Source organism: Streptosporangium sp. NPDC002544 (genome assembly GCF_040295965.1).
In the GTDB taxonomy this organism is placed as follows: domain Bacteria; phylum Actinomycetota; class Actinomycetes; order Streptosporangiales; family Streptosporangiaceae; genus Streptosporangium.
The window spans coordinates 18,381-41,075 of the sequence record NZ_JBEOWJ010000035.1 but is presented as its reverse complement, the minus strand read 5'-3'; the positions used below and the strand labels follow the sequence as shown (position 1 = coordinate 41,075).

18 protein-coding genes are annotated in these 22,695 nt (G+C 70.9%); 1 reads left to right on the top strand and 17 read right to left on the bottom strand.

From position 1 onward, the window contains the following. Window positions 1-7: 7 nt before the first annotated feature. From ABT061_RS38410 to ABT061_RS38330, 17 genes are all read right to left on the bottom strand, one after another. Window positions 8-1,171, bottom strand: a complete 1,164-nt coding sequence (locus ABT061_RS38410) for an acetyl-CoA acetyltransferase (protein ID WP_350927442.1) — start codon at window positions 1,169-1,171, stop codon at window positions 8-10. Beyond that, a complete protein-coding gene (locus ABT061_RS38405; RefSeq protein ID WP_350927440.1) occupies window positions 1,168-2,409 on the bottom strand; it encodes a metal-dependent hydrolase family protein in 1,242 nt (413 codons plus the stop codon). Before ABT061_RS38405 ends, ABT061_RS38410 begins: the two co-directional genes overlap by 4 nt. Further along, window positions 2,406-3,344: an SDR family NAD(P)-dependent oxidoreductase gene (locus tag ABT061_RS38400; RefSeq protein ID WP_350927438.1), complete on the bottom strand. Its 939-nt coding sequence runs from the start codon at window positions 3,342-3,344 to the stop codon at window positions 2,406-2,408. The genes ABT061_RS38405 and ABT061_RS38400 overlap by 4 nt, the downstream gene beginning before the upstream one ends. 98 nt (window positions 3,345-3,442) lie before the next feature. Then, complete coding sequence (locus tag ABT061_RS38395) at window positions 3,443-4,687, bottom strand: alpha/beta fold hydrolase (RefSeq protein WP_350927436.1); 1,245 nt, start codon at window positions 4,685-4,687, stop codon at window positions 3,443-3,445. A 6-nt stretch (window positions 4,688-4,693) separates the two neighbouring features. Then, window positions 4,694-4,942, bottom strand: a complete 249-nt coding sequence (locus tag ABT061_RS38390; protein WP_350927434.1) for a hypothetical protein — start codon at window positions 4,940-4,942, stop codon at window positions 4,694-4,696. Between the two features lies 1 nt (window position 4,943). Then, on the bottom strand, window positions 4,944-5,549 hold the full coding sequence (locus tag ABT061_RS38385) for a VOC family protein (RefSeq protein WP_350927432.1): 606 nt from the start codon (window positions 5,547-5,549) through the stop codon (window positions 4,944-4,946). 172 nt (window positions 5,550-5,721) lie between these two features. After that, a complete protein-coding gene (locus ABT061_RS38380) occupies window positions 5,722-6,459 on the bottom strand; it encodes a 3-hydroxyacyl-CoA dehydrogenase family protein (protein WP_350927430.1) in 738 nt (245 codons plus the stop codon). Between the two features lie 276 nt (window positions 6,460-6,735). Then, window positions 6,736-8,232 carry an AMP-binding protein gene (locus tag ABT061_RS38375; RefSeq protein WP_350927428.1) on the bottom strand — a complete coding sequence of 499 codons (1,497 nt, stop codon included), beginning with the start codon at window positions 8,230-8,232 and terminating at the stop codon, window positions 6,736-6,738. Continuing rightward, on the bottom strand, window positions 8,225-9,904 hold the full coding sequence (locus ABT061_RS38370; RefSeq protein ID WP_350927426.1) for an AMP-binding protein: 1,680 nt from the start codon (window positions 9,902-9,904) through the stop codon (window positions 8,225-8,227). Before ABT061_RS38370 ends, ABT061_RS38375 begins: the two co-directional genes overlap by 8 nt. 26 nt (window positions 9,905-9,930) lie before the next feature. Next, window positions 9,931-12,228 carry a hydantoinase B/oxoprolinase family protein gene (locus ABT061_RS38365; RefSeq protein ID WP_350927424.1) on the bottom strand — a complete coding sequence of 766 codons (2,298 nt, stop codon included), beginning with the start codon at window positions 12,226-12,228 and terminating at the stop codon, window positions 9,931-9,933. Between the two features lie 23 nt (window positions 12,229-12,251). Continuing rightward, window positions 12,252-14,387 (bottom strand): hydantoinase/oxoprolinase family protein, encoded by a 2,136-nt coding sequence (locus ABT061_RS38360; protein ID WP_350927422.1) that lies wholly within the window; start codon window positions 14,385-14,387, stop codon window positions 12,252-12,254. 341 nt (window positions 14,388-14,728) lie between these two features. Continuing rightward, window positions 14,729-15,427 (bottom strand): TetR/AcrR family transcriptional regulator, encoded by a 699-nt coding sequence (locus ABT061_RS38355; RefSeq protein WP_350927420.1) that lies wholly within the window; start codon window positions 15,425-15,427, stop codon window positions 14,729-14,731. 195 nt (window positions 15,428-15,622) lie between these two features. Then, window positions 15,623-16,831 carry an acetyl-CoA C-acetyltransferase gene (locus ABT061_RS38350; protein WP_350927418.1) on the bottom strand — a complete coding sequence of 403 codons (1,209 nt, stop codon included), beginning with the start codon at window positions 16,829-16,831 and terminating at the stop codon, window positions 15,623-15,625. Next, window positions 16,828-17,625 carry an ATP-binding cassette domain-containing protein gene (locus ABT061_RS38345; protein ID WP_350927416.1) on the bottom strand — a complete coding sequence of 266 codons (798 nt, stop codon included), beginning with the start codon at window positions 17,623-17,625 and terminating at the stop codon, window positions 16,828-16,830. The genes ABT061_RS38350 and ABT061_RS38345 overlap by 4 nt, the downstream gene beginning before the upstream one ends. Continuing rightward, entirely contained in the window at window positions 17,622-19,562 is a 1,941-nt protein-coding gene (locus ABT061_RS38340; RefSeq protein WP_350927414.1) for a dipeptide/oligopeptide/nickel ABC transporter permease/ATP-binding protein, read from the bottom strand. The genes ABT061_RS38345 and ABT061_RS38340 overlap by 4 nt, the downstream gene beginning before the upstream one ends. Further along, window positions 19,559-20,512, bottom strand: coding sequence for an ABC transporter permease (locus tag ABT061_RS38335; protein WP_350927412.1), 954 nt, complete (start codon window positions 20,510-20,512; stop codon window positions 19,559-19,561). Before ABT061_RS38335 ends, ABT061_RS38340 begins: the two co-directional genes overlap by 4 nt. A gap of 3 nt (window positions 20,513-20,515) precedes the next feature. Further along, complete coding sequence (locus ABT061_RS38330; protein WP_350927410.1) at window positions 20,516-22,054, bottom strand: ABC transporter substrate-binding protein; 1,539 nt, start codon at window positions 22,052-22,054, stop codon at window positions 20,516-20,518. 253 nt (window positions 22,055-22,307) lie between these two features. Between ABT061_RS38330 and ABT061_RS38325 the strand changes: the two genes are divergently transcribed. After that, the gene (locus ABT061_RS38325) at window positions 22,308-22,586 is read left to right on the top strand and encodes a hypothetical protein (protein ID WP_350927408.1); all 279 of its coding nucleotides are present in this window, start codon (window positions 22,308-22,310) and stop codon (window positions 22,584-22,586) included. Window positions 22,587-22,695: the final 109 nt, after the last annotated feature.

Below are 22,695 nucleotides of genomic sequence, written 5' to 3'. Positions count from 1 at the left end.
GTCGTTGTCATCTGGCCAGGACCACCGTGGACGCGGTGGAGTTGTAGCCGCCCACGCCGTGGGCGACGGCGATCTCGGCGCCGGCCACCTGCCGGTCACCGGCCTCGCCGCGCACCTGCCGTACGGCCTCGACGAGCAGCAGCGCGCCGAGGGCGCCCGGGTGGTTGTAGGACAGGCCGCCCCCCGAGGTCATGGCCGGCAGGTCACCGCCGGGGGCGAGGCGGCCACCGGCCACGAAGGCGCCGCCCTCGCCCTTGGCGCAGAAGCCCAGGTCCTCCAGCGCGAGCAGCACGGTGACGGTGAAGGAGTCGTAGGGCTGGAGCACGTCCACGTCGGCCGCGGTGATTCCGGCCATGCCGAATGCCTCGCGTGCGGAGGCCGCTCCGGCCGTGACGGTCATGTCGGGCATGCTGGCCAGATGCCAGTGAGTCTGGCTCTCGCCCGCGCCGAGCACACGTACCGAGGGTTTGCGCGCGTCGCGGGCGCGCGCGGCGGTGGTGACGACGATGGCCGCGCCGCCGTCGGTGACCAGGCAGCAGTCGCTGCGCCGGAGCGGGGTGGAGATCATCCGGCTGGCCAGGGCCTGCTCGACGGTGAGCGGGTCGCGGGACCAGGCCTTGGGGTTCAGCCGGGCCCAGGAGCGGGCGGCGACGGCGACCTCGGCGAGTTGTTCGGGGGTCGTGCCGTACTGGTGCATGTGCCGGGTGGCCATCATCGCGTAGTGGCCGATGGGGGCGGGCAGGCCGTACGGCGACTGGAACTGCGCGGCCAGGCTGTCGGTGTCGACCACGCCGCCGCCGATGCTGCGGGCGCGGCGGGTGCGCTGGCGTGAGGCGTAGCCGATGAGCGCGACCTCGCAGCGTCCCTCGGCGACGGCGAGCATGGCGTGATGCACGAACGCCTCGAACGCGGCGCCGCCGATGTCGGTGGAGTCGACGTAACGCGGCGCGGTGATGCCGAGGTACTCGCCGACCTGGACGGTGCCCTCCTCCCCCATGTAGTTGACGAACAGGCCGTCCACGTCGCGCAGGGTCATCCCCGCCTCGGAGAGCGCCTCCCGCGCGGCGGTGGCGAACATCGACAGTTCGGTCTGGCCGTACACCTCGCCGAGCGCGGTCTCGGCGACCCCGGCGATGTGCACGCCGTACCTGTCCCGGACGGAGCGGGTCATGCGGTCCTGCTTTCCTGGTGAGTCTCGTGCGTGAGTGGCCCGGCGACCGGAAGGCCGTCCTTGACCACGAGAGCGATCCGGTCACGTAGACCGGTCAGGTCGGTGATGTCACCGCGAAGGGCGACCAGGTCGGCGCGTTTGCCCGGCGCGATCGTGCCCAGGTCGCCGTCCAGGCCGAGCAGCGCGGCCGCGGCACCGGTGGCGGCGTGCAGGGCGCGGTGCGGAGTCATTCCCCCGGCCCGCATGAGGTCGAGTTCTTCCAGGTTACGGCCGTGCGGGTAGCCGATCGCGTCGGTGCCCATGGCGACGGTCACCCCGGCGGCGATGGCCCGGCGGAAGGAGTCGGCGTGCGCTTCGACGATCTCGGCGACCTTGCGCTGGGACTGCTCGCTGAACGCGGCGCCCGAGGCGGCGGCGGACAGGACGCTATGCGGGGCGAGCAGGGTCGGGACGAGGACGGTACCCCGTTCGCACATCATCTCGATCAGCTCGTCGTCGAGGTAGATCCCGTGCTCGATCGAGCGGACCCCGGCGCGTACGGCGTTGCGGATGCCTCCGCCTCCCTGCGCGTGCGCCATGACCCCGAGATCCGCCGCGGCGGCCTCGGTGACAGCGGCGTGAAGCTCCTCGGCGGAGAACTGGGCTCGGCGCGGGTCGGTGCGGGGTGACATGACACCGCCGGAGGCGGCCACCTTGACCCAGTCGGCCCCGGCCCGCACCAGCTCGCGTACGCGCAGGCGCATCTCGTCGGGGCCGTCCACCACCGGCTGCGGCGCGCCGGGTGTGACGGGCAGCACCGGGACACAGCTTCCCGAGGGCAGCCAGGGGTCGGCGTGGCCGCCCGTCTGGCTGAGCATGGTGACGGCGATCCGCAGTCTGGGGCCGCGCACCACGCCGGTGTCCACCGCGACCTTGGTTCCCAGGTCGGCCCCGCCGGCGTCGCGTACGGTGGTCAGCCCGGTGTCCAGCAGGTCGCCGAGGTTACGCACGGTCTGGTAGTAGCGGAGCGAGTAGGGGTCTCCGAGGTGCTTGAGGGTATCGATGCCGTCGACGGTGACGTGGACGTGGCAGTCGATGAAGCCGGGCAGCAGGACGGCCCCGGCCAGGTCGACGCGGGTGTCGCCGTCGAGGCCGGGGCCGACCTCCACGATGCGGTCGCCGTCGACCACGACGTCGGCGGGCGCGGGAGCCGCCCCGGTGCCGTCGAAGACGGTCGCTCCGGTGTAGAGGGTTCTCATCGGCCTGACTCCGTGCCGCTTCGCGCGGGCTCGGCACCACCGAAGAAGTCGTCCAGGACGGGCGGGGTGCGGAGCGCCTCGGGGAGCCTGCGGTCCAGTTCGGGAAGGGTCCATCGGCCCTCGGTGCGCAGCCTGGCAGCGACCCTGGGCATGTCGACGACGATGATCTCCTCACCCGAGCAGTGGAAGACCTGGCCGTCGGCGGGGCAGCCGGCCTGGGCGAGCCAGGCCACCAGGGGGGAGACGTTGGCCGGGTCGGCGGGGTCGAAGGCTCCGTCGGGAACCTCGTTCGCCCCGGAAAGCCCCGCGCTCTCGGTGATGCGCGTGCGCGCGCCGGGTGAGACCGCGTTGGAGCGCACGCCGTGGCGGCCGGCCTCCAGCGAGACGCAGCGCGACAGGGCGAGCATGGCCATTTTCGCCGCGCCGTAGTTGGCCTGGCCGATGTTGCCGGCGAAGGCGGCGACCGAGGTCGTGTGTATGACGGAGGCCTCCGGCTTCGCGCCTTCCCCGGCCCTCCGCCGCCAATAGGCCAGGGCGTGGGCGGTGGGGGCGGCGTGGCCCTTGAGGTGGACGCGGACGACCGAGTCCCACTCGGCCTCGCTCATCTTGGCCAGTGTCCGGTCCCGGAGGATGCCCGCGTTGTTGACCAGGACGTGCAGGTCTCCGAAGGTCGTGACGGCGAGGCCGACGAGGGCGGCTGCCTGGGCCCAGTCGGCGACATCGTGGCCGCTGACGACGGCCTGGCCGCCCGCGTGGCGGATCTCGTCCACGACCTGCCGGGCGGGGGTGGTGTCCTGGCCCGCGCCGTGGACGTCGCCGCCCAGGTCGTTGACCACGACGGCGGCGCCGAGCCTGGCGAGGAGCAGCGCGTGGGCCCGGCCGAGACCGCGACCGGCACCGGTGACGATCGCGACGCGACCGGCGAGTGCGGACACTGGGGCTCCTTTCGGTTGGTTGATCTTTTCCATGAGGACTACCGAGGGGCTGCTGAGGGTTTTGTGAAGGTCGCGGGGTTTCGCGCGGGCCGGCCGGGTCAGCCGAGACGGTCGCGCAGCCAGTCGACGACGACGGTTCTGGCCCGGCCCGGCACATCGGGACCGTCCCCCTGAAGCGGGCCGCCGAAGTGGTCGCCCCGCACCCGGACATGGGTCTTGTCGGTGGCACCGAGCGCGTCGTGGATGGCCCGCACCTGGGTGGGGAAGACGCAGTTGTCGCCGGTGTACTCGACCACCAGGCAGGGCAGCGTCATCTCCGGCGCGGTGCGGGCCATCTCTGCGTTGCTGCTCAGCCCGGACCAGGTGGACAGCCACGCCTCGGGGGTGGTCGTGCGGCCGAATCCGACGAGGCCGTAGTTCGTCACGTCGGGGCGGACGCCGAAGACCGAGCCGTAGCGCCGCTCTGAGGGGTCGAGCGACAGGTCGACGGTGCGGGGGTCGGCGTCGGTGCGGTGCACGGTGACGACCGGCATGTGGGTGGCCAGGCGCAGGTCGGCGGCGGCTCCCAACCGCTTGTGCCGGGCTCGGGCGGCCCTGCGCCGCTCGATGAGCGAGCGGGCCCTGTCGTCGATGCGGGCGACCCTGGCCCGCTGGGCGGCGCGATAGCGCTGGAGGAACTCGGCGGTGAAGGACGCGGAGGCCGGAGGTTCGGCGAATCCGTTCGCCGGGTCGAAGGGGTCGAGCGCGGGGTCGGCGGACAGGGCGTCGTCCTCGTCGGTCACCGAGGGGTCGATGCATTCGAGGAGCAGTGCCCCCTGCCCCGGGTGGGGCGCCAGGTAGGCGACCGCGTCGGGGGCCGGGAGGTCGGCGGTGTCCAGACCGCTCGGGCGGCCTGCCGGGGTGACCGCGATGCGGTCGGCCGGGCCGCGCAGGGCCTGCTGCACGTAGAAGGTGTACAGGCTCGCGCCGCCGGAGTTGCCGAGGGCGGCGACCTGCTCGAAGCCACGCCCGCGCAGGAACGTCATTCCGGCCGCGACATCGAGCAGGGCGCTCTCATGGACGAGCCTGAGGTCGCTGCCACCTCCCCTGCCGGTCTGCGCCCAGACCGCGAATCCGGCCTTGAGCAGGTCGGGAATCAGGTAGTGGCGGCTGGCGTCGGCCCGTGGGTGCATGACGGTGACCACGGAGCGGGCGCGGGGCGGGGCGTAGAGCCAGCCTCGGGTCGCCGATCCGTCAGCGGTGACCAGCAGGTGGGAGGAGACGTCGATCCCGGCGGGCAGGTCCCGGGGATACCAGTCGCCGTTGAGCGCCGCAGGCGGGCGGCGGGCGGTCGTGGTGCGCACCCCGCCTCATCTCCCGTCCGGGAGGACCCGGATGCGGTCCTGGTCGAAGCATTCCAGGACGCCCGTGTATCCCCCGGTGAGCGCGCTGAACCAGACCGCGTCGACCAGGTCGGTACCGGCCCGCCGTACGGTGATGGGCCCTTCCGCGGTCAGCCGGATGTAGCCCGCGCGGCGGGTCAGGAGCAGATCGTCGGCGACGGCGGCGTCGGCCAGCGGCGAGAACTCGGGAACGTCGAGCACGTATATCGCGGTCATGTCAGTTGGCCTCCTCGGTGTGGCCGTCGGCGGAGTCGTCCGGAGTGACCTCGTTGTCCAGTTCCTTGGCGACGAGTTCGGCCTTGCGACGCCAGAAGGCTTCGAGGGTCGGCTCGGTGTCGTCTGCGAGGGAGTCGAGGAGTGCCTCCAGGGAGAGTTCGGCGTCCCGCCGGTCGCGCTCGGTGAGGTCCCGCAGGGGCCGGGTGATCTCGAAGACCATGCCGTTGGGGTCGCGGACGTAGATCGACTCGATGGTCTCGTGGACGATCTGGGCGATGACCCGGACGCCGTGCTCCTCGAAGCGCCTGCGCCAGGCGAGCAGTTCCTCCTCGGTGTCCACGTGCAGAGCCAGGTGGTAGTTGGGCGGCTTGGCCTCTGGATCCTCGGGCACGCCGAAGTAGTAGAAGAAGGCGAGCCGGTCGCCGTTGCCGATGTCGAAGAAGAAGTGGACGAAGTCGGGATGGGGCTTGCCGCCCCACCCCTTCGCCGTGATGGCGTGCGGGGTGGGCAGACCCATGACGTCGCGGTAGAAGCGGATGGTCTCGGCGGGCTTGGTCGTCACATATGCGGCGTGGTCCACACCCCGGGTCCGCATTACCTTCGGCACCCCACCACCTCCTGTCGCTATAGTAGATAATTTTACGCTCAAGTCAAATAATTGGACGGCGTGCTCCCGGCGCACCCGTGTGCCCTGTCCTGCCCCTCTGCGGACCGGCCGCCGGACGTTCCCGGCGCGGTCTATGGCAGGCGGCGCGCCCGCCTACCCGGAGGGTGAACCGCTAGCCGAGCGCGGCGGCCCCGCGCATCTCGAACGGGCCCATGGGCCAGCGCAACGCGTCCTTCATGATCGTGTCGACCTGCTCGGGGGTGGCCACCCCCTCTGCGACGATCATGTCGGCCTCCCTGCGGACCGCGGCGTTTATCCGGTTGGCGACGAACCCCCAGGCCAGCGGCTGGTCGTTGACGGTGACCACCCGCCGCCCGCACGACTCGGCGACCTCGACGGTCAGCCGGTGGGCCTCGGGGGTGACCGCGTCGTGCACGACCAGCTCGGCGCACCGCATCGCGGCGCACGGCTGGAACCAGTGCCAGCCGAAGACCTGCCCGGGCCGGTCCGTGGCGTAGGCCAGGGCGGCGACCGACAGCCCGGCCGTGTTGGACAGCAGCACGGCTGCGGGCGGGCTGACCAGGTCCAGCTCGCGGAAGACACGGACCTTCAGGCCCATGTCCTCCGGTACGGCCTCCTGCACGAGATCCACCCCGTCGCAGGCGGCGGCCAGGTCGGTGACGTAGGTCAGCCGGTCCTGGACGGCCTGCGAGTCCTCCTCGGCGAGCTTGCCCCGCGCCACCGAGGCACGCAGCCCGAAGCGGCCGTCGAGGATGCGCTCGCGCGCCGCGGCGAGCCTGTCCTCGGTGAGGTCGTGGACGCGGACGGTGTGGCCGTGGGTGGCGAAGACCTGTGCGATCTGCGCTCCCATCACGCCGCCACCGGTCACGGCGATGGTCTTGGGCTTCATCAAATACCTCCAGCGTGGAAACCTCGTCCTTCGGGACGGGAAGGAAACGCGGCGCGGTGCCGTACGGGTTCGGTAAGGTTTTCGGCGGTGGCGACAACCAAGCCGTCGTATGCGTGAGGTGAGACCCTCGCCGCCGGGCTGGCGGAGAGGTGAAACGCCTGTGGAGCCGGTGTAAGACCTCAAAGGAGGAGTTTTCTCCTGGCGGGCGACTGGCGGTGAAGCAGGAATTCCCACGGGTGACCGCGGGAGTCCCCTCCCTTCAGGGAGGGGAGAATGTCAAGAGTCACTCCTGACGGGAATGTCGGGGACGAGTCCGCGCCTGCGCAACTTCCCCGCCTCGTCGCGGGGGAGCCTGGCGCGGAACTCCACACTGCGTGGCACCTTCTCCGACGACAGCCGCTCACGGCAGAAGGCGGCCAGCTCGGTCTCGGTGAGTTCCATGCCGGCGGTGAGCTCCACCACGGCGTGCACGCGCTGGCCGTACTCCTCGTCGGGCAGGCCCACGACCGAGACGTCGGCGACGGCGGGATGCTCGGAGATCACCGCCTCCACCTCGGCGGGGTAGACGTTGGTCCCAGCATTGTTGATCATGTCCGAGAGGCGATCGGCCAGGTAGAGGTAGCCCTCCTCGTCCAACCGGCCCATGTCGCCGACGCTGGTGTAGCCGTCGAGGGTGCTGGTCGCCGGGGACGAGCCCAGATACTCGTAGGTCGGCCCGGTGACGTGCAGAGGGCGGGTGAAGACCTCGCCGACCGTGCCGGTGGGCACGTCGCGCCGGTCCTCGTCCAGGATGCGGATGTGGGTGTTCTCGCCGCGGCCGACGCTTCCCGGATGGGTCAGCCACTCACTTCCGGTGATGCAGGTGTTGCCCACCGCCTCCGAGGCGCCGAAGCGCTCGACGACCCGCTCCGGTCCGATTCTGTCGATCCAGGCCCGCTTCAGCCAAGGCGGACAGGGCGCGGCCGTGTGGAACAAGGTTTCGATGCTGGACAGGTCTCGCTCGGCGATGCCGGGCAGCCGCATGACGCGCTGCATCATCACCGGGGCCATGAACAGGAACTGCACGCGGTGCCGTTCGATCAGGTCCACCGAGTGGGCCGGGTCGAATCGGTCGGTCAGCACGAGGTGGTGTTCCTCACACAGGCCGAGGTAGGCCCAGCAGAAGGGCGCGTTGTGATAGAGCGCCCCGGCCACGAGCTGGGTCTGGCCGTGGCCGAACCCGTGCGCCGAGCCCACGCCCATCACCTCGCCTGATCGGTGCACCCAGGGGCGGGGGTCGACGATCACCTTCGGGCGGCCCGTCGAGCCGCCGGAGGCCACCGCCTTGCCCGGATGGGGCACGATCGGGGGCAGCGCTCCGGAGTCCAGGTTCCCGGTGGCGTCGAGTTCGGCCGTGCCGAGCAGCGTGACTGCCGGGGGCCGGTCCCACCCGTCGGCCACGACCACGACCGGCTCGACCAACTCGACGAAGCCGGCCTGTTCCCTCGGGGGCAGGGAGTGCTTCAGCGGAAGCACCATCGCTCCCACCTTCCAGGCGCCGATGCAGGCCAGGAAGTGCGCGGGCCCGTTGCGCAGCGCCACGATCACGCGCGTTCCCGGCCCCGCGCCGTGGGCGGCCAGCAGGCGGGCCACCTGATTGGCGCGGCTTTCCAGGTCGGCCCAGGTGAGCACGGTCTCGGGGCCGCCGACCGGGGCGAAGGTGAGTGCCGGACGGTCGGGGGTTCTGGCGGCGATGTGCGTGATCCGGGTGCCGAACCCCACCGGATCAGCCATTGGCCCGTTCCCTCTCCAGCGTCTCGGCGATCCGGGTGCGCAGATCACGCTTGGACACCTTGCCGACCTTGGTCCGGGGCAGGTCGTCGACGATCTCAACCCGTTCCGGCAGCTTGTACTTGGCCAGTCCCAGATCGAACAGGAACTTGGCCAGATCGGCGACGGTGGGCGCCCAGTCCCCTGCCGGGCGGACGAACGCGCACACCTTCTCGCCCAGCAGCCGGTCCGGCATCCCGACCACCGAGACCTCCGCGACGGCCGGGTGCCGGAGCAGGAGCGCCTCCAGCTCGTCCGCGTGGATCTTCTCTCCACCTCGGCTGATGTTGTCGGTGATGCGTCCCTCGTGGGAGTAGTAGGTGACGCCGCCGATCACGTGCGCGCGGGTGAGGTCTCCGGTGCGGTAGAAGCCGTCGCCGGTGAAGGCGTCACGGTTGCGCTCAGGCGCCCGGAAGTAGCCATGGATGGTGTAGGGCCCCCGCGCGGTCAGCTCACCGATCTCGCCGACCGGCGTCTCCTCCTCGGTGCCGGGAACCAGCACCCGTATCTCATCGAGGGGAGACAGCGGCGCGCCGCAGGTGCCCTTGCGGACGTGCTCGGGAGCGTCGTCGGGGGCGGTGAGGAAGATGCCCTCCCCCGCCCCGAAGAGCGGCACCACCGTGCAGCCGAAGAGTTCCTCCGCCTGGTCTCCCGCGGCCGGGATGGAGGGGGCGAAGAAGACGCGCCTGAGTGAGGAGAAGTCGAAGGTGTCCAGCTCGGGGTGTTCGGCGATGCGGGTCATCAGGCCGAGCCCCATCATCGTGTCCGTCACCCGCTCGGTGGCCACGGCCTCGGCGATCGTCTTGACGTCGATGCGCGGGACCAGCACCAGGGTCGCCCCGGTGAGGTGAGCCGACTGGACGGCCACGATGACGCCCGCGTTGTGCATCATCGGGGCCGCGTGCAGCACCACGCTGCCGGGGCCCCAGTCCCAGAACTGGCCCCAGGCCCTGGCGTTGTAGGCGTACTCGCAGTGCAGGCGCGGGATCACCTTCGGATCGCCCGTGGTGCCGCCGGAGAGCTGGAAGACCGCGACCGACTCGGGGTCGATGCGCCAGGTGGCCACCTCGGCCGCCGCCTCGTCGGGGTCCACGCCTTCGATCAGCGTTTCGTAGGCGTGCTGCCCGGTGCCGGCCGGGCCGCCGCACACCACGATGGTGTGCACGTTTCCGTGCTCGGCGGCGAGCGAGGCGGCGAATCCGGGCAGGTCGTAGTCGCGGAACTCGGCCTCGACCAGATGGGCACGCGCCGCGGTATGCCGGATCAGGTAGCCGATCTCCCGCTCCCGGTGCTGGGCCAGCGAGCAGATCGGGATGAGCCCGGCGCGCAGCACCCCGTAGTAGGCGACCACGGTGTGGACCTCGTTCGCGAGCTGGAACACCACCGGGTCACCGGGCTCAAGCCCCAGGCGGCGCAGCGCCACGGCGAACCGGTCGGCGCGGCGGTCCAGCTCGCGATAGGTGATCCGCTCGGCGGCGGTGACCACGGCGAGCGTGTCCGGCTGGCGCGCGGCGACCAGCTTCAGCTCACCGGCGATGGTGTACGGGCGCCACATCCCGGATTCCCGGTAGGCACGGGCCAGATGGGCCGGATAGGGAACGACATCGAGGGCGTCGGGGACGTTGGAGAGCGTCATGGAACCTCCGGGGCGGGGCCGCCCGGTTATACGGGTGCGCGGTCAAGCGAGATCGGCTGGTCGACGGGGACGACCTGGGTGAGCAGGGCGGTATAGCAGCCCGGGCAGTAGAACTGGCGGAACTCGATCGGAACGTCGACGTAGTCGGCGGGGTCGGCCCAGGCGGTGGGCCCGGCCTCGCCGGGCGACCCGGCACGGCGAGGCAGCGTGGCGAGGTAGTTCTCCCCCCACCGGCCGAGCGGGTGGTCACAGTGCGCGCAGACGACGACGCTGCCGCCCTCGCCGTCGGGGGCGAGTTTGAGGTTGTCGTCCAGCGGGCGGCGCTCACCGGCGACCGCGAGCACCGGCTCCGCCGCGCTCGCCGGGGCCGTCGCCGACTCCCGGCGCCGGACACGGGCCCGCCGCCTGGCGGCGTCCGTGGCCGTCGGATCGGCGGCGCCGGCCTCGTCCAGCACGACCGCGTAGAGCGTGCGGGCCGCCTCCGGTGACACCTTGCCGTCGACCACATCACGCGCGACCCCGGCCGGCTCGCGTAACAGGGGATCGCCGTAACCACCGCCGGCGCCCCAGCGCAGCACCACCGCGCTGTCGGGGTGTACCAGCACCTCGTCGTGGGCCTGCACCAGGTAGCGCTCGCCACCGAGTTCCTCCGTCGAGGTGGGGATGCGTCCCCCGGCGAGCGCCTGGCGTGCCCCGCTGTCGTGGACGACCAGGTCGAGCTGGGTTCCGCCGGGGTAGCCGCCGGCCAGTCCCGGGCTCATCGACGCGGCCTTGCCGGAACCGGTGAACATCGCCGTCATCGATCCCCGGGTGCCGTGCCCGATGACGCAGACCGAGCCGCTGAGACCTCCACGACGGCGCCCCGCGCCTCCGGTGTCGGCCTCCTCCCGCCGCCACAGGTAGAGCAGCGGCTGGGTCAGCTCGGTCATCTCCACGTCGGGCGCGCGGCCCATCGGGATGACGAACAGACCCGCGGTGTCCACACCGTCGGCGTCGGTCTGCGCCCCGTATCCGGAGGCCATCGTGTCGGCGAGGCCGCCGATGAAGGGGCGCCCCTCGGCGTCCATCCCGGACAGCAGGCATCCGTCGTAGGTGCCCGCGCACACCGACTGCACGCGGGGCCTGGACTCCAGCGTGGTGTCGAGCATCTTGCCCAGGCACTCGGCGACCAGGTTGGCCGTCGCCCAGGCCGGGCCGACCGGGGCCTTGGCCACCGCAGCGGGGAAGGAGGCGTTGTTGATCGTGCCCTCCTCGCTGACGAGGTCGAAGCAGCGCATCAGGCCACCGGCCGCCCAGGGGATGTCCCCTGCCAGGACCGGAAGAAGGGCGAACATGACTCCCGCGCGCATTCCCGCGTAGGGACAGTTGATCATGCCCTGCTGCGGGTCGGTGCCGGTGAAGTCGAACGTCAGATGGTCGCCGATTTTGGTCATCCGCAGTTCGATCTGGTAAATGCCTCGGTCGCCCAGTTTGGCCTGCTCCTGGTATCCGACCGCATGCCAGGAGCCGTCCGGAAGCGCGGCGAGCTTGGCGCGCAACCGGTGCTCCGCGTCGTCCATCATCCGCTTCATCACGGCCTTGACCAGGTCCGGGCCGTAGCGGCCGACCAGGGTGAGCAGGCGTTCGGTGGCCAGACGGTTGGCGCCGATCTTGGCACGCAGATCGAGGCCGACCATCTCGGGCACCCGGGACCGGCGCAGGTAGGCGTCGACCACGTCGTCCTGGATCTCGCCGCCACGTACGATCTTGATCGGCGGGGTGGGGACGGCCTCGGAGAAGATGTCGGTGGCGGACGGCGAGAACGAGCCGGGCGCGCTGCCCCCCAGGTCGGCGACATGGCAGATGGCCGTGGACCATCCGAACAACTGCCCGTCGTGGAAGACCGGGGCGAGCACGGCCACGTCGTTCTGGTGCAGGCCGCCGCCCACCCATGGGTCGTTGCACAGGAACATGTCGCCCTCGGCGATGCCGGGGTTGTCTGCCCGATGGAGCAGGGTCCAGTAGATCGCCAGATCCATGGCGGCGACCAGGCCCGTGTTGAACAGGCCGACCTGGACCTCCTGGCCCAGTTCGTCGCCGATGGTGAAGTCGAAGTCGTTGACCTCGGTCACCGAGGTGGAGCCGGACATGCGCTTGAGCGTGTCCCCCATCTCGTCGGTGATCGACCAGATGCGATGCCGTACGACCTCGTAGGTCAGCGGGTCGATCGCGTCGATCGCCGCCTGGTCCACGGTGTGCAGCCGCAGCTTCGGCGAGATGGCGCGGCGCAGTTCTTCGAGCGGGATCGGCCGGCTGGCGAACCGGTCGGAAAATGCGGCAGGCACGTGCGTCCCTCCTAGCTGTGAACTCAGGGCAGGTGGATGGCGAGGTTGCCGAGCCTGTCGATGTGGCCCTCGGCGTCGGCGGGGATGACGACGGTGGTGGTCGCCACTTCGACGACCGCCGGTCCGGCGATGACGTGTCCGGGACCGAGGGCCCGGTAGTCGTAGACGGCGGTGTCCGCCCAGCCGTGCGCGATGTCCAGGAAGACCGGCCTGCTCCCCTTGCGTGCCTCCTCGACCTTGCCGGACGGGGCGGGCGGCGTCGGCAGCCTGGGGTCGACCGGGAGTGTGCCGACACCATGGACGCGGTAGGTGATGACCTGGATGCCAGCCTCGCGGTAGCCGGTGCCCGGGCCGAACTGCCGGGCGTACTGGGCTTCGAAGTCGTCGCCGATGGCGGCCACCGAGGCCTCGTCGAAGGCGCCGTCGGCCACCGGGGTGGTGACCTCGCAGATCTGCGGGCCGTATCTGGCGTCGACCTCCCGGCGCAGGACCACCGATGTGAAGTCCAGTTCCTGATCGGCCAGGGCGGCCCTGACCCGCGCGGTGAGCACGTCGAAGTTGGCCTGCACCCGGGCCGGGTCGAGGGGCAACGACGCCGGATCGCTCAGCTCGGCCGAGACGGTCACAGCGCTGGAGGCCAGGCCGTACGCGGAGAACACCCCGGCTGTCGGGCCGAGCGGCACGACCAGCCGGCGCGCGCCCAGTTCGGCGGCGTAGGCGAAGCTGTGCATCGGCCCCGCGCCGCCGAAAGCATAGACCACGAAGTCACGCGGGTCGTGTCCCGTCTCGACCACGACCTTGCGAACCAGGTCGCCGGTCTGACCGTTCTGGACGGCGAAGACCGCCGCCGCGGCGCCCTCGGCGTCCAGCCCGAGAGGCCTGCCGACCTGTTCGAGCAGGGCCTTCTCCGCCAGTTCCCTGGACAGCGGCTGGCGGCCGCCGAGGAAGAAGTCGGGGTTGAGGATGCCGACGACGAGGTCGGCGTCGGTGACCGTCGGGTTGAGGCCGCCCTGCCCGTAGCAGGCCGGCCCCGGCCTGGCTCCGGCACTGTTCGGTCCCACCCTCAGGTTGCCGCCGGCGTCGACGGCGGCGATGGCGCCTCCGCCCGACCCGATCGCGTGCACCCGCAGCGCGGGGGTGTTGACCGGATGCTGGTTCAGGATCGTTCCAGCGGTGGACACCGGCCGGCCGTCGACGATCAGCCCGACCAGGAACGTCGTGCCGCCCACGTCGGTGGAGACCACGTTCGGGTGGCCGAGCTGCTCGGCGAGCCTGGCCGCGCCGACCACTCCGCCGGTGAGCACCGAGCCCACCGTGGTGATCGCCACCTCGGGCGCCTTGCGCGCCGAGACCGTGCCCCCGGAACCCTGCATGACCAGCAGCGGCCCGGTCAGGCCACGGTCGCGCAGGCGTCGCTCCAGCGGGTCGAGGTAGGCCCGGAGCGTGGGTCCCACCTGAGCGTTCATGATCGTCGTCGCGGCGCGGGCGAACTCGCGAATGCGCGGGGTCAGTTCACTGGAGAGCGTGACGTAGAGGCCGGGCGCCTCCTCCCGGGCCAGCTCCCTGATCCGCAGCTCGTGCGCCTGGTTGCGGAACGACCACAGCAGGCTGACCGCGAGCGCGCCCACTCCCCTGGCGACCAGTTCGCGCAGGTGCGCACGGACCTCGTCCTCGTTGAGCGGCACGACGACCTTGCCGTCACGGTCGATCCGCTCGGTGACCTCACATCGCAACGACTTCTCGACCAGCGGGTCCGGTTTGCGGGTGCGCAGGGTGTCCTGGGCATCATGGGGGGAGAGCCCGAGGTAGCGGCCCTCGACGTTCATGATGGTGATCGCGTCACCGTGTCCCCGGGTGGTCAGGAATCCCACGGTCGCCACGTCACCGGTGACCAGCGCGTTGAGCGCCGCCGTTGTGCCGTGCGCCACATGGCTGGTCCGGGCGAGCAGTTCCTCGGTGGTCAGGCCCGCCTGTGAGGCCAGCAGATCAAGGGCGTCCTCAAAGCCGCGCGCGAAGTCGGGCGGCGTCGATGGGGTCTTCGCGGTGTACAGCGCGCCGGACGAATCCGCCGCGACGGCGTCGGTGAAGGTCCCTCCGACGTCCAGGCCGATCACATATGTCACGCCCGCCTGCCTTCCTGGTCGGGTGGCCGTCGTCATAATCTGACAGTAACGAAAACTATTCGAATGAAGCGTCAAAGTCAACGGGAAACGGGGGCGCCGACCGGCAGCCCGGCACCGCCCACCCCACATGACCGTACGGAGACGTGACGCCGCCGCTGGAACGCCGGCGGCGTCACGTGGCAGGAGTCTGCGCAGGTCGCACGCGGGGGCCAGGAACGGGATGGGGACGGAAGAGGTGGCGGAGCCTTCGGGAGCAGGCATCCACAGGATCGGGAGAACCCGGGCGGGGACCCTGGAGGCGGGCGCCCCACGGAGGACGGCCTCCTTCAGGAGGCGGACAGGGGACTGGGGCGGACAGGGGGCGGCAGGGGGGTGCTTCAGGAGGCGGGACGCTCACCGTCGGCGAGCAGGCGCTCCAGATGCGTGAGATCCTCGCGGAGCAGCGCGACCGCGCCCTCGACCCCCCGCGCCGGAACCCTGTCCTCGCCCCGGAGCAGGCCGCGCGAGACCAGCGTATACATCTCCTCGGCGATCTCCTCGGGGGTGTTGGGCCCCTCCGGGTTGTACCACCAGGCGATCCAGTTGATCATCCCGATGACGGAGAAGGCCGCGACCCGCTCGTTGACCGGCCGGAACTCCCCCGACCTGACACCATCGCCGATGATTATGCTGAGCTCGTCGAGGATGCGCCCCTTGCTGGCGTTGTGCTCCTGGAGGATGTTGTCGGGCAGTTCCGCCTCGTTCCGCTCCAGCAGCCGGAACTGCACCGGGCTCTCCGCGACGCGTATCGCGGTGCCGATCACCACCGTCCGCAGTTTCGCCGCCGCGCTGAGATCGGCGCGTTCCCTGAGCTTGCGGAGCTCCTGCGAGCCGACCCCGGTGATGCCCCGGACCAGCTCCCGCAGGAGCGTCTCCTTGCTGTCGAAGTAGTAATAGAGCGCGGGCCGGGTCATGCCCATCGCATCGGCGATGTCGCGCAGACTGGTGCCCGCGAAGCCGCGTTCAGCGAACAGCACGGCCGCTTTCTCCAGCACCGCGTTGCTCATGAGTTCCTTGCGCGAGCTGGTCTTGGCCACCGGGCACCTTCCGTCACCGCCTACGGGTACGTCCAATACTTTACGGCAGTAGCAACATCCGGACGGCAACTGCGGTGATCACCTACCTTCACCGGGCTTGGAGCCTTCAGAGACGCCGGTACGGCGAGCGGAGACACCGACCCGATCGGCGCCGGCGGGCGGTGAGCGGCCCGGTGAACGTCGGTGGTCACCCCGCTAAGTCCGTTCGACGATCATGGCCATTCCCTGACCGCCTCCGACGCACATCGTCACCAGACCGACCGCGCCGTCCGTCTCGCGGAGCCCGTGCAGCACCGTACCGATCATGCGTGCGCCTGTCATGCCCGGCGGGTGACCCATCGCGATCGCCCCACCCCACACGTTCAGCCGGTCGTCACCGATGCCCAAATCCTCGGCACAGGGGATGACCTGGGCGGCGAACGCCTCGTTCAGCTCCACGAGGTCCACATCCCGCATGCTCATCCGCGCCCTGGCGAGGGCACGGCGAGCAGCCTCGACCGGGCCCAGTCCCATGATCTCGGGGCTGAGCGCGGACAGGCCGGTGGAGACGACCCTTCCCAGCGGCACGATCCCGAGGTCGCGGGCCAGCCGGTCGCTCACCACCATCAGGGCCGCCGCCCCGTCGTTGACCGGACAGGCGTTGCCCGCGGTGACCTTCCCCTCGGGATGCAGAAGGGGTTCGAGCGCGGCCAGCCCTTCGAGGGTCACCCCCCGGCGCGGGCCGTCGTCCCGGTCGGCGACCGTGCCGTCCGGCAGCGTGATCGGAGTGATCTCAGAGGTCCAGAACTCGTGATGGAGCGCCGCCCGCGTCTGCGACCGCAGCGCGAACTCGTCCATGGCGGCCCTGCCGACTCCCCGCAGCGCGGCCACGTACTCCGCCGTCTGAATCATCGTCAGGTAGGCGTCCGGCCGCTCCAGACGATCGCGGGGGTCGCCCCAGGCGAAGTCACCCCGGCCGCGGTGCTCCGCCGTACGGCTCGCCGCCGCCGTGTAGCACGTGTTGGGGGCGCCGGAGCTCTCGGCGTATCCGTGCTCGTAGCGGCTGGCCGTCTCCACCCCCGCCACGACGAACGCGTCCCCCTCGCCCGCCCGGATCGCGTGGGCCGCCATCCGGGTGGCCTGGAGACTGGACGCGCAGTGCCGGGTGACCGTGGTTCCCGGCAGGCCGTCGAGACCGAGCAGCACGGCGACCATTCTGGCGAGGTTCCAGCCCTGTTCACCGCCGGGGCTGCCACAGCCGAGCACCAGGTCGTCCAGACGCGCCAGGTCGACCTGAGGCACCTGGGCGAGGACCGCCGACACGACGGCCGCGGTCAGGTCGTCGGCACGCATCTGGCGCAGACACCCCTTGCCCGCCCGGCCGATCGGCGAGCGGGCAGCAGCCACGATGACCGCTTCTGTCATCTTTCCTCCTGGATGAAGTCCCCGGTGAGGTCCTCGGTGAAGACGGTGCCGGGGATGGGGTCGAGCGCGTCGAGCAACGCGCGGGTGTGCGGATGGGCGGGAGTGACCAGGACCTCCGCGCACGGGCCGCGCTCGACGCACTCGCCGAGATACATGACCGCGACCGAGTCGCACAGGTATCGCACGATCGGCAGGTCGTGCGCGATGACCAGATAGGACAGGTCCAACTCGGCCCGTAGGTCGCGCAGCAGGTTGAGGATCAGGGCCTGCACTGAGATGTCCAGCGCCGAGGTGACCTCGTCGAGCACCAGTGTCCTGGGCCTGACCGCCAGTGCGCGGGCGATGGCCACGCGCTGGCGCTGGCCGCCGGAAAGCTCGTGGGGATAACGGTCGAGCAGGCCGGCGGGCAGGCCGACGAGGTCGAGCGCCTGCCGTACGGCGGCCCGGCCGCTGTCACCGGCTTGCCTGGCGGCCTCGGCGATGACGGCCGCCACGGTCATGCGGGGGTTGAGCGACCCGTTGGGGTCCTGGAAGACCATCTGGATCTCAGGGTGGGGCCGAGGGCTGCGGCCGGCCGCCTGGAGCACGGTTCCCTCCCCGCGGATCTCGCCCGCGGAAAGCGGCACCATGCCGGTGACCGCGCGAGCCAGGGTGGACTTGCCGGAACCCGACTCGCCAACCACCCCGACCGCGCCGCCCGCCGGGACGTCGAGCTCCACGCCGGAGACCGCGGTCACGGCCTTCCCTCTCCGGCCGTAGCGCACACTCACGCCTCGCAGTTCGAGCCGGTTCAAAGGAGACTCCCCTCGACCACCCAGCAGGCGGTGCTGCGCCCGCCTGGGACCTCACGCGGCACGGGACGGGACTGCAGACAACGGTCCTCGGCCAGCGCGCATCTGGGTGCGAACGCGCAGCCCGGCGGCTCCTCGCCCGGCCGGGGCGGCTGCCCGTCGATGGCGGGCACCGGACGGCTGAGGTCGGTGGTCATGGTGAGCGAGCTGTCGAGCAGCGCCCGGGTGTAGGGATGCCTCGGGGCCGCCATCACGTCGGCGGTCGGCCCTTCCTCCACGATCCGGCCCGCGTACATGACCGCGATCCGGTGACAGAGCCCGCTGACCACGGACAGGTCGTGGGAGACCAACACGATCGCCGTTCCGTGGGCGGTGTTGACCTCGCGCAGCAGGTCGAGCATCCCTCGGCGGAGTGTGTTGTCCAGCGCGGTGGTCGGCTCGTCGGCGAGCAGCAGACTGGGCGCGCCGACCAGAGCCATCGCGATCGTCGCCCGCTGCCGCTGCCCGCCGGACAGCTCGTGCGGGTACTGTCGCAGCCGCCGTTCGGCTTCGGGGATCCGCACGTTCCGCAGCCCTTCCAGGGCCAGTTCACGAGCCCGCGCACGGTCGGCACCCCGGTGCGCGCGTGACGCCTCGGCGAGCTGGACCCCCAGCTTCAGCGCAGGGTTCAGGCAGGCCGCCGGGTTCTGGAAGACCAGCGCCAGCCTGGTGCCAAGCAGTCTCCTGAGCTCTTCCGGCCGATCGGAGTACAGGTCGTGCCCGTCAAGTGTGAGCGTGTCCGCGTCTGAGTCCACCGGGTACGGCAGGAGCCTGGCGACGGCGAGCATCGTCATCGACTTGCCCGAGCCGGACTCGCCGACCAGCCCGAGGATCTCGCCTCGGCCGACCCGCAGATCCACCTCGGACACGATGGCGGCGCTGTCCGGGCTGCGGTCCACCGTGACGGTCAGGCCACGCACGTCAAGCAGGGCCGGACCGTCCACGGCATCGCCCACCATTCGTTCCGCGCCCTTCGCGCCGGATGCCCTCCGGACCCGGTGACCACGCCCGGCATCGCCGGTCGTCCAGAGCGAGGGGTTGGCCACGCGGGCCAGTGCCTCGCCGAGCAGGCCGAAGGCCAGCCCGGTCAGCGCGATCATGGCCGCCGGGGCCAGCGCGACCAGCGGGGTGACGTAGAGGTCGCGGACCCCCTGCGACAGCATGCCGCCCCAGTCGTAGGCGGGCGGCTGGACCCCGACTCCGAGGAAGCTCAGCGACGACACCACGACCAGGCTCATCCCCGCGACCACCGACAGGCTCACCGCGAGGCTGTCGGCCACGTTGGGCACGACGTGCCGCACGAACACCCTGATCCGGCCGACTCCGAGCCCTCTGGCCGCCGCGACGTAGTCACGGGCGAGCACTGTCATGGCCAGAGTGACCACGATGCGGGCCACCCCGGGGGCGCCGGCCACGCCGACCGCCACCGCGGCGCTCACGGTCGCCGGCGGCAGGACCAGGGTGGCCAGGATCGCCACCAGGATCGAGGGGAAGGCGAGCACGGCGTCGAGCACGCGCAGGCCGGCCGACCGCGCCCGGGGGCCGGCCGCGGCCACCGCGCCGCCGAGGACCATCCCGCCCAGCGTGGCCACCGCGGCCGCGGTCAGGCCGAGCAGCAGAGAGCTGCGGGTCGCGACCAGCGTGCGGGCGAACACGTCACGACCGAGCCGATCGGTGCCGAGCCAGTGTTCGGTGCTCGGCCCGAGCACCGCGTCGGCGGCGTTCACCGTGACGGCGGGACCGTTCCCCAGCGCGGGCGCGACCAGTGCGACGATGGCCAGCGCCGCCAGCACCGTAAGGGCCACCGGCCCCACCAGCGTGGACCGGAACGCCCGCCAGCCTCCCGGCCGCGCCGAGGCCGAAACGGCCTGGGGCACGGCCGGGCCCATGATCGCGGTCACGGGGTGGCCGTCCGGACGCGGGGGTCGAGCAACTTGACGGCTGCCTCGACACAACTGTTCACCAGGACGATCGCCGCGCCGAGCAGCAGGATCACGGCCTGCACCACCGGATAGTCGCGGGCCATGACCGACTCGACGAGCTTCGACCCCAGCCCCGGCAGCGCGAACACATTCTCGACCACCACCGTCCCGCCGAGTAGTCCGGCGAACACCAGACCGCCGATGGTCAGGGCGGCCGTCAACGCGTTGGGCAGCACGTGCATGCCGTACACCCGGAGCGGGCGCAGCCGCTTGGCCCAGGCCGCCCGCGTGTATTCCTGCGCGAGTACGGCCAACGTCTCCACCCGCACGATCCGGGAGAGCACGGCCGTGGGCGCCAGGCTCACCGCGATCGTCGGCAGGATCAGACCGGCCGGATCGGCCAGGCCCGCGACCGGCAGCCAGCCGAGCACGACCGCGAACACGAGCGCCAGAAGCGTCCCCATCACGTATTCCGGGACCGCGCCGACCAGCGAGGTGCCCAGCGCGAACGAGGCCTCGGTTCCCCGGCGCCTGCCCTCCCGGGTCAGCGCGCCCATCACGAGCCCGATGATCACGCCGACCGACATCGTCACCACGATCCCGGCCACCGCGAGGCGCAGTGTCACCCCAAAGCGTGAGCCGATGACCTCGGTGACGGGTTCACCGGTCTGGAAGGAGCGGCCGAAGTCGAACTGGAACACGTGCGCCACGTAATCGACGAACTGCCGGTGGATCGGCTGGTCCAGTCCGAGTCTCTGACGCACCGCCATAACCTGCTCGGGAGTCGCGTTGAGACCCGCGACCCGGACAGCGGGGTCACCGGGAACCAGGTGCAGCAGCAGGAACGACACCACCAGCAGCCCGGCCAGCAGGGCCGCCGTCACGCCGATCCGGCGCGCGACCCAGGTCAGCACATGCACAACCGTCACCGTCTACGACCGGAGGAGGTGGTGAAGATCGACCATGGTGCCGCCCCCGGCCAGCCTGGCAGTGAGCCCCGCACGGGCGAACCAGGAAGGCTTCAGGTGCACCAGCGGAACGACGTCGGCGGACTCGACGATCGCCTTCTGCGCCTCGGCCCAGAAGGCACAGCGCTTCGCACCGAGCGACGCCTGCGCCTTGGCGACGGCACTCTCGAAACCGGAGTTGCGGATGCCGGCGAAGTTGGCCCCCTTCGGAGGGGCCTCACCCGTCACGAACAGCCCCAGCGCGCCGAGACTGGGGGCCAAGGGGGTGAACGGATAGACCGTGACATCCCAGTCGTCGCCCTTGAACAGGGTTTCGGCGAAGGCGTTGAGCTCGACGAGCTGGAGTTCGACGGAGGCACCGGTTTTGCGCAGGGCCTCCAGTACGTATTCGAACCCGGCCGCGTAGTCGGTCGAGCCAAGCAGCTTGATCCTCAACTGCTTGCCGTCCCGGACCAGCTCGCCCCCTTCCAGGGACCAGCCCGCCTCGGTGAGCGCCTTGGTCACCGCAGCCGAGTCGACCGTGGCGACGGGAGGTCTGACCTGGTTATGGCAGGGGACCTCGGGACTCACCGGGCTGGCGGCCGGATCACCCGCGCCGAAGAAGGCCGACGTGTTGAAGTCCGTGGCGCTGACCGCCCCAGCGAGCGCCGCGCGCAACGCGGGGTCGGCCCCCGGCCTTCCACTGGCCTGGTTGAACACCAGGAAGAACGCCCCGTAGATGGACTGCGTCACCGCGGTCAGCGACTTGTCCCCCTGGGCCCGGCGCACGTCCGGCCCGCCGATCCACGCCAGGTCGAGATCGCCCGAGCCGAGCATGTTCGCGGCTGTGCTGTCGTTCTGCACGACGCGGAAGGTCACCTCGCGCGGATAGGCACCCGTGTGGCCTGCCGGACCCCACGCGTATCCCGGCCTGGCCTTGAGCGTGTAACTCGCGCCCCTGGTCGTCCCGCCCAGCGTGTAGGGCCCGCTCCCGGCCGGAGTGGCGGCCAGGGTGTCGGAACTGCGCAGTCCTCCGGGGCAGACGATCGAGGCCATCGGCTGGGCCAGGCCGATCAGCAGGTCACTATAGGGCCGGCCCGTCTTCACCGTCACCGTACGGGCGGCGTCGTCGGCCTCGACGGTGTATCCGGCGTTGCCGAAGACCAGGTTGGCGTACGGCGCGCCGGTCTCCTCGGCCCCGAGCCGCTTCAGCGAGGCGGCGACCGCCGCCGGCGTCAGCTCCGCACCGTCGGCGCACGTCACGCCTTTGCGTAAGGTCAGCGTGACCGAGTCGGGGGTCTGCTTCCAGGACTCGGCGAGATAGGGGACGACCTTGCCCCCCTCGACCGCGACCACCCTGTCGTACAGGGCCGTGACGAGCTGGTAGCCGTTGGTCGTCCGTGTCTTGGCCGGGTCGAGGGAGTCCCAGTCGGAGTTGAGCCGCACCACGACGGCGGCGGCTGGATCGGGGGCGTGCTTCCCCGCCCCCGCACCGCCACAGCCGGCCGCCGTGAGAGCGGTCACTATGGCGATGGAGGTGAGTGTGCGCAGCCGAACACGGGACATTCGGTCGGATGGGGGGGCGCTGAGGCCGCGAGCCTTCGCCATGAGGCATCACCTAATTTCTCGACAGATGCGTCAAATAATGCACGCTAACGTCAACGAATGTGGCGCGTCAACGCCCCGCCCTCGAGCAACACCTACCGGCGGTTTGTTGGATCAAGGGTTGCGGCTGGTAGTGCGCCGATGTAGGGGCTCCTAGTGAAGGGAGCCGGTGATGACCAGGCGGTTGCCGTGCCCGCCCACCTGGTTCGCCGATCTTGCCGAAGGAGAGCGCGGCCAAGGCGTCCAGGGCGCCGAACGGCTCGTCGAGCAGACGATCACGTCGGCGCGGAGGATGAAGAGCGAGATCAGGCCGAACAGCGGGAGCGCCCGCAGCATCTGCAGCGGCGGGTCGACGGCGTTCTCGCCCACGCGACCGAGCCCCGCGACGAGGGCCAGGCCGATCGCGGCCCGCTGGAACGAGACGGCGATCGCCTCGGACAGGACTCCTTAACCTACAAAACAAATCGGTAATACCGGTTATGCTCGGCGTCACTCGACAAAGCCCGAGTTGGTAGGTTCTCCTGGCAAGAGAATCAGTCATACACACGCAAGGAGCTGGC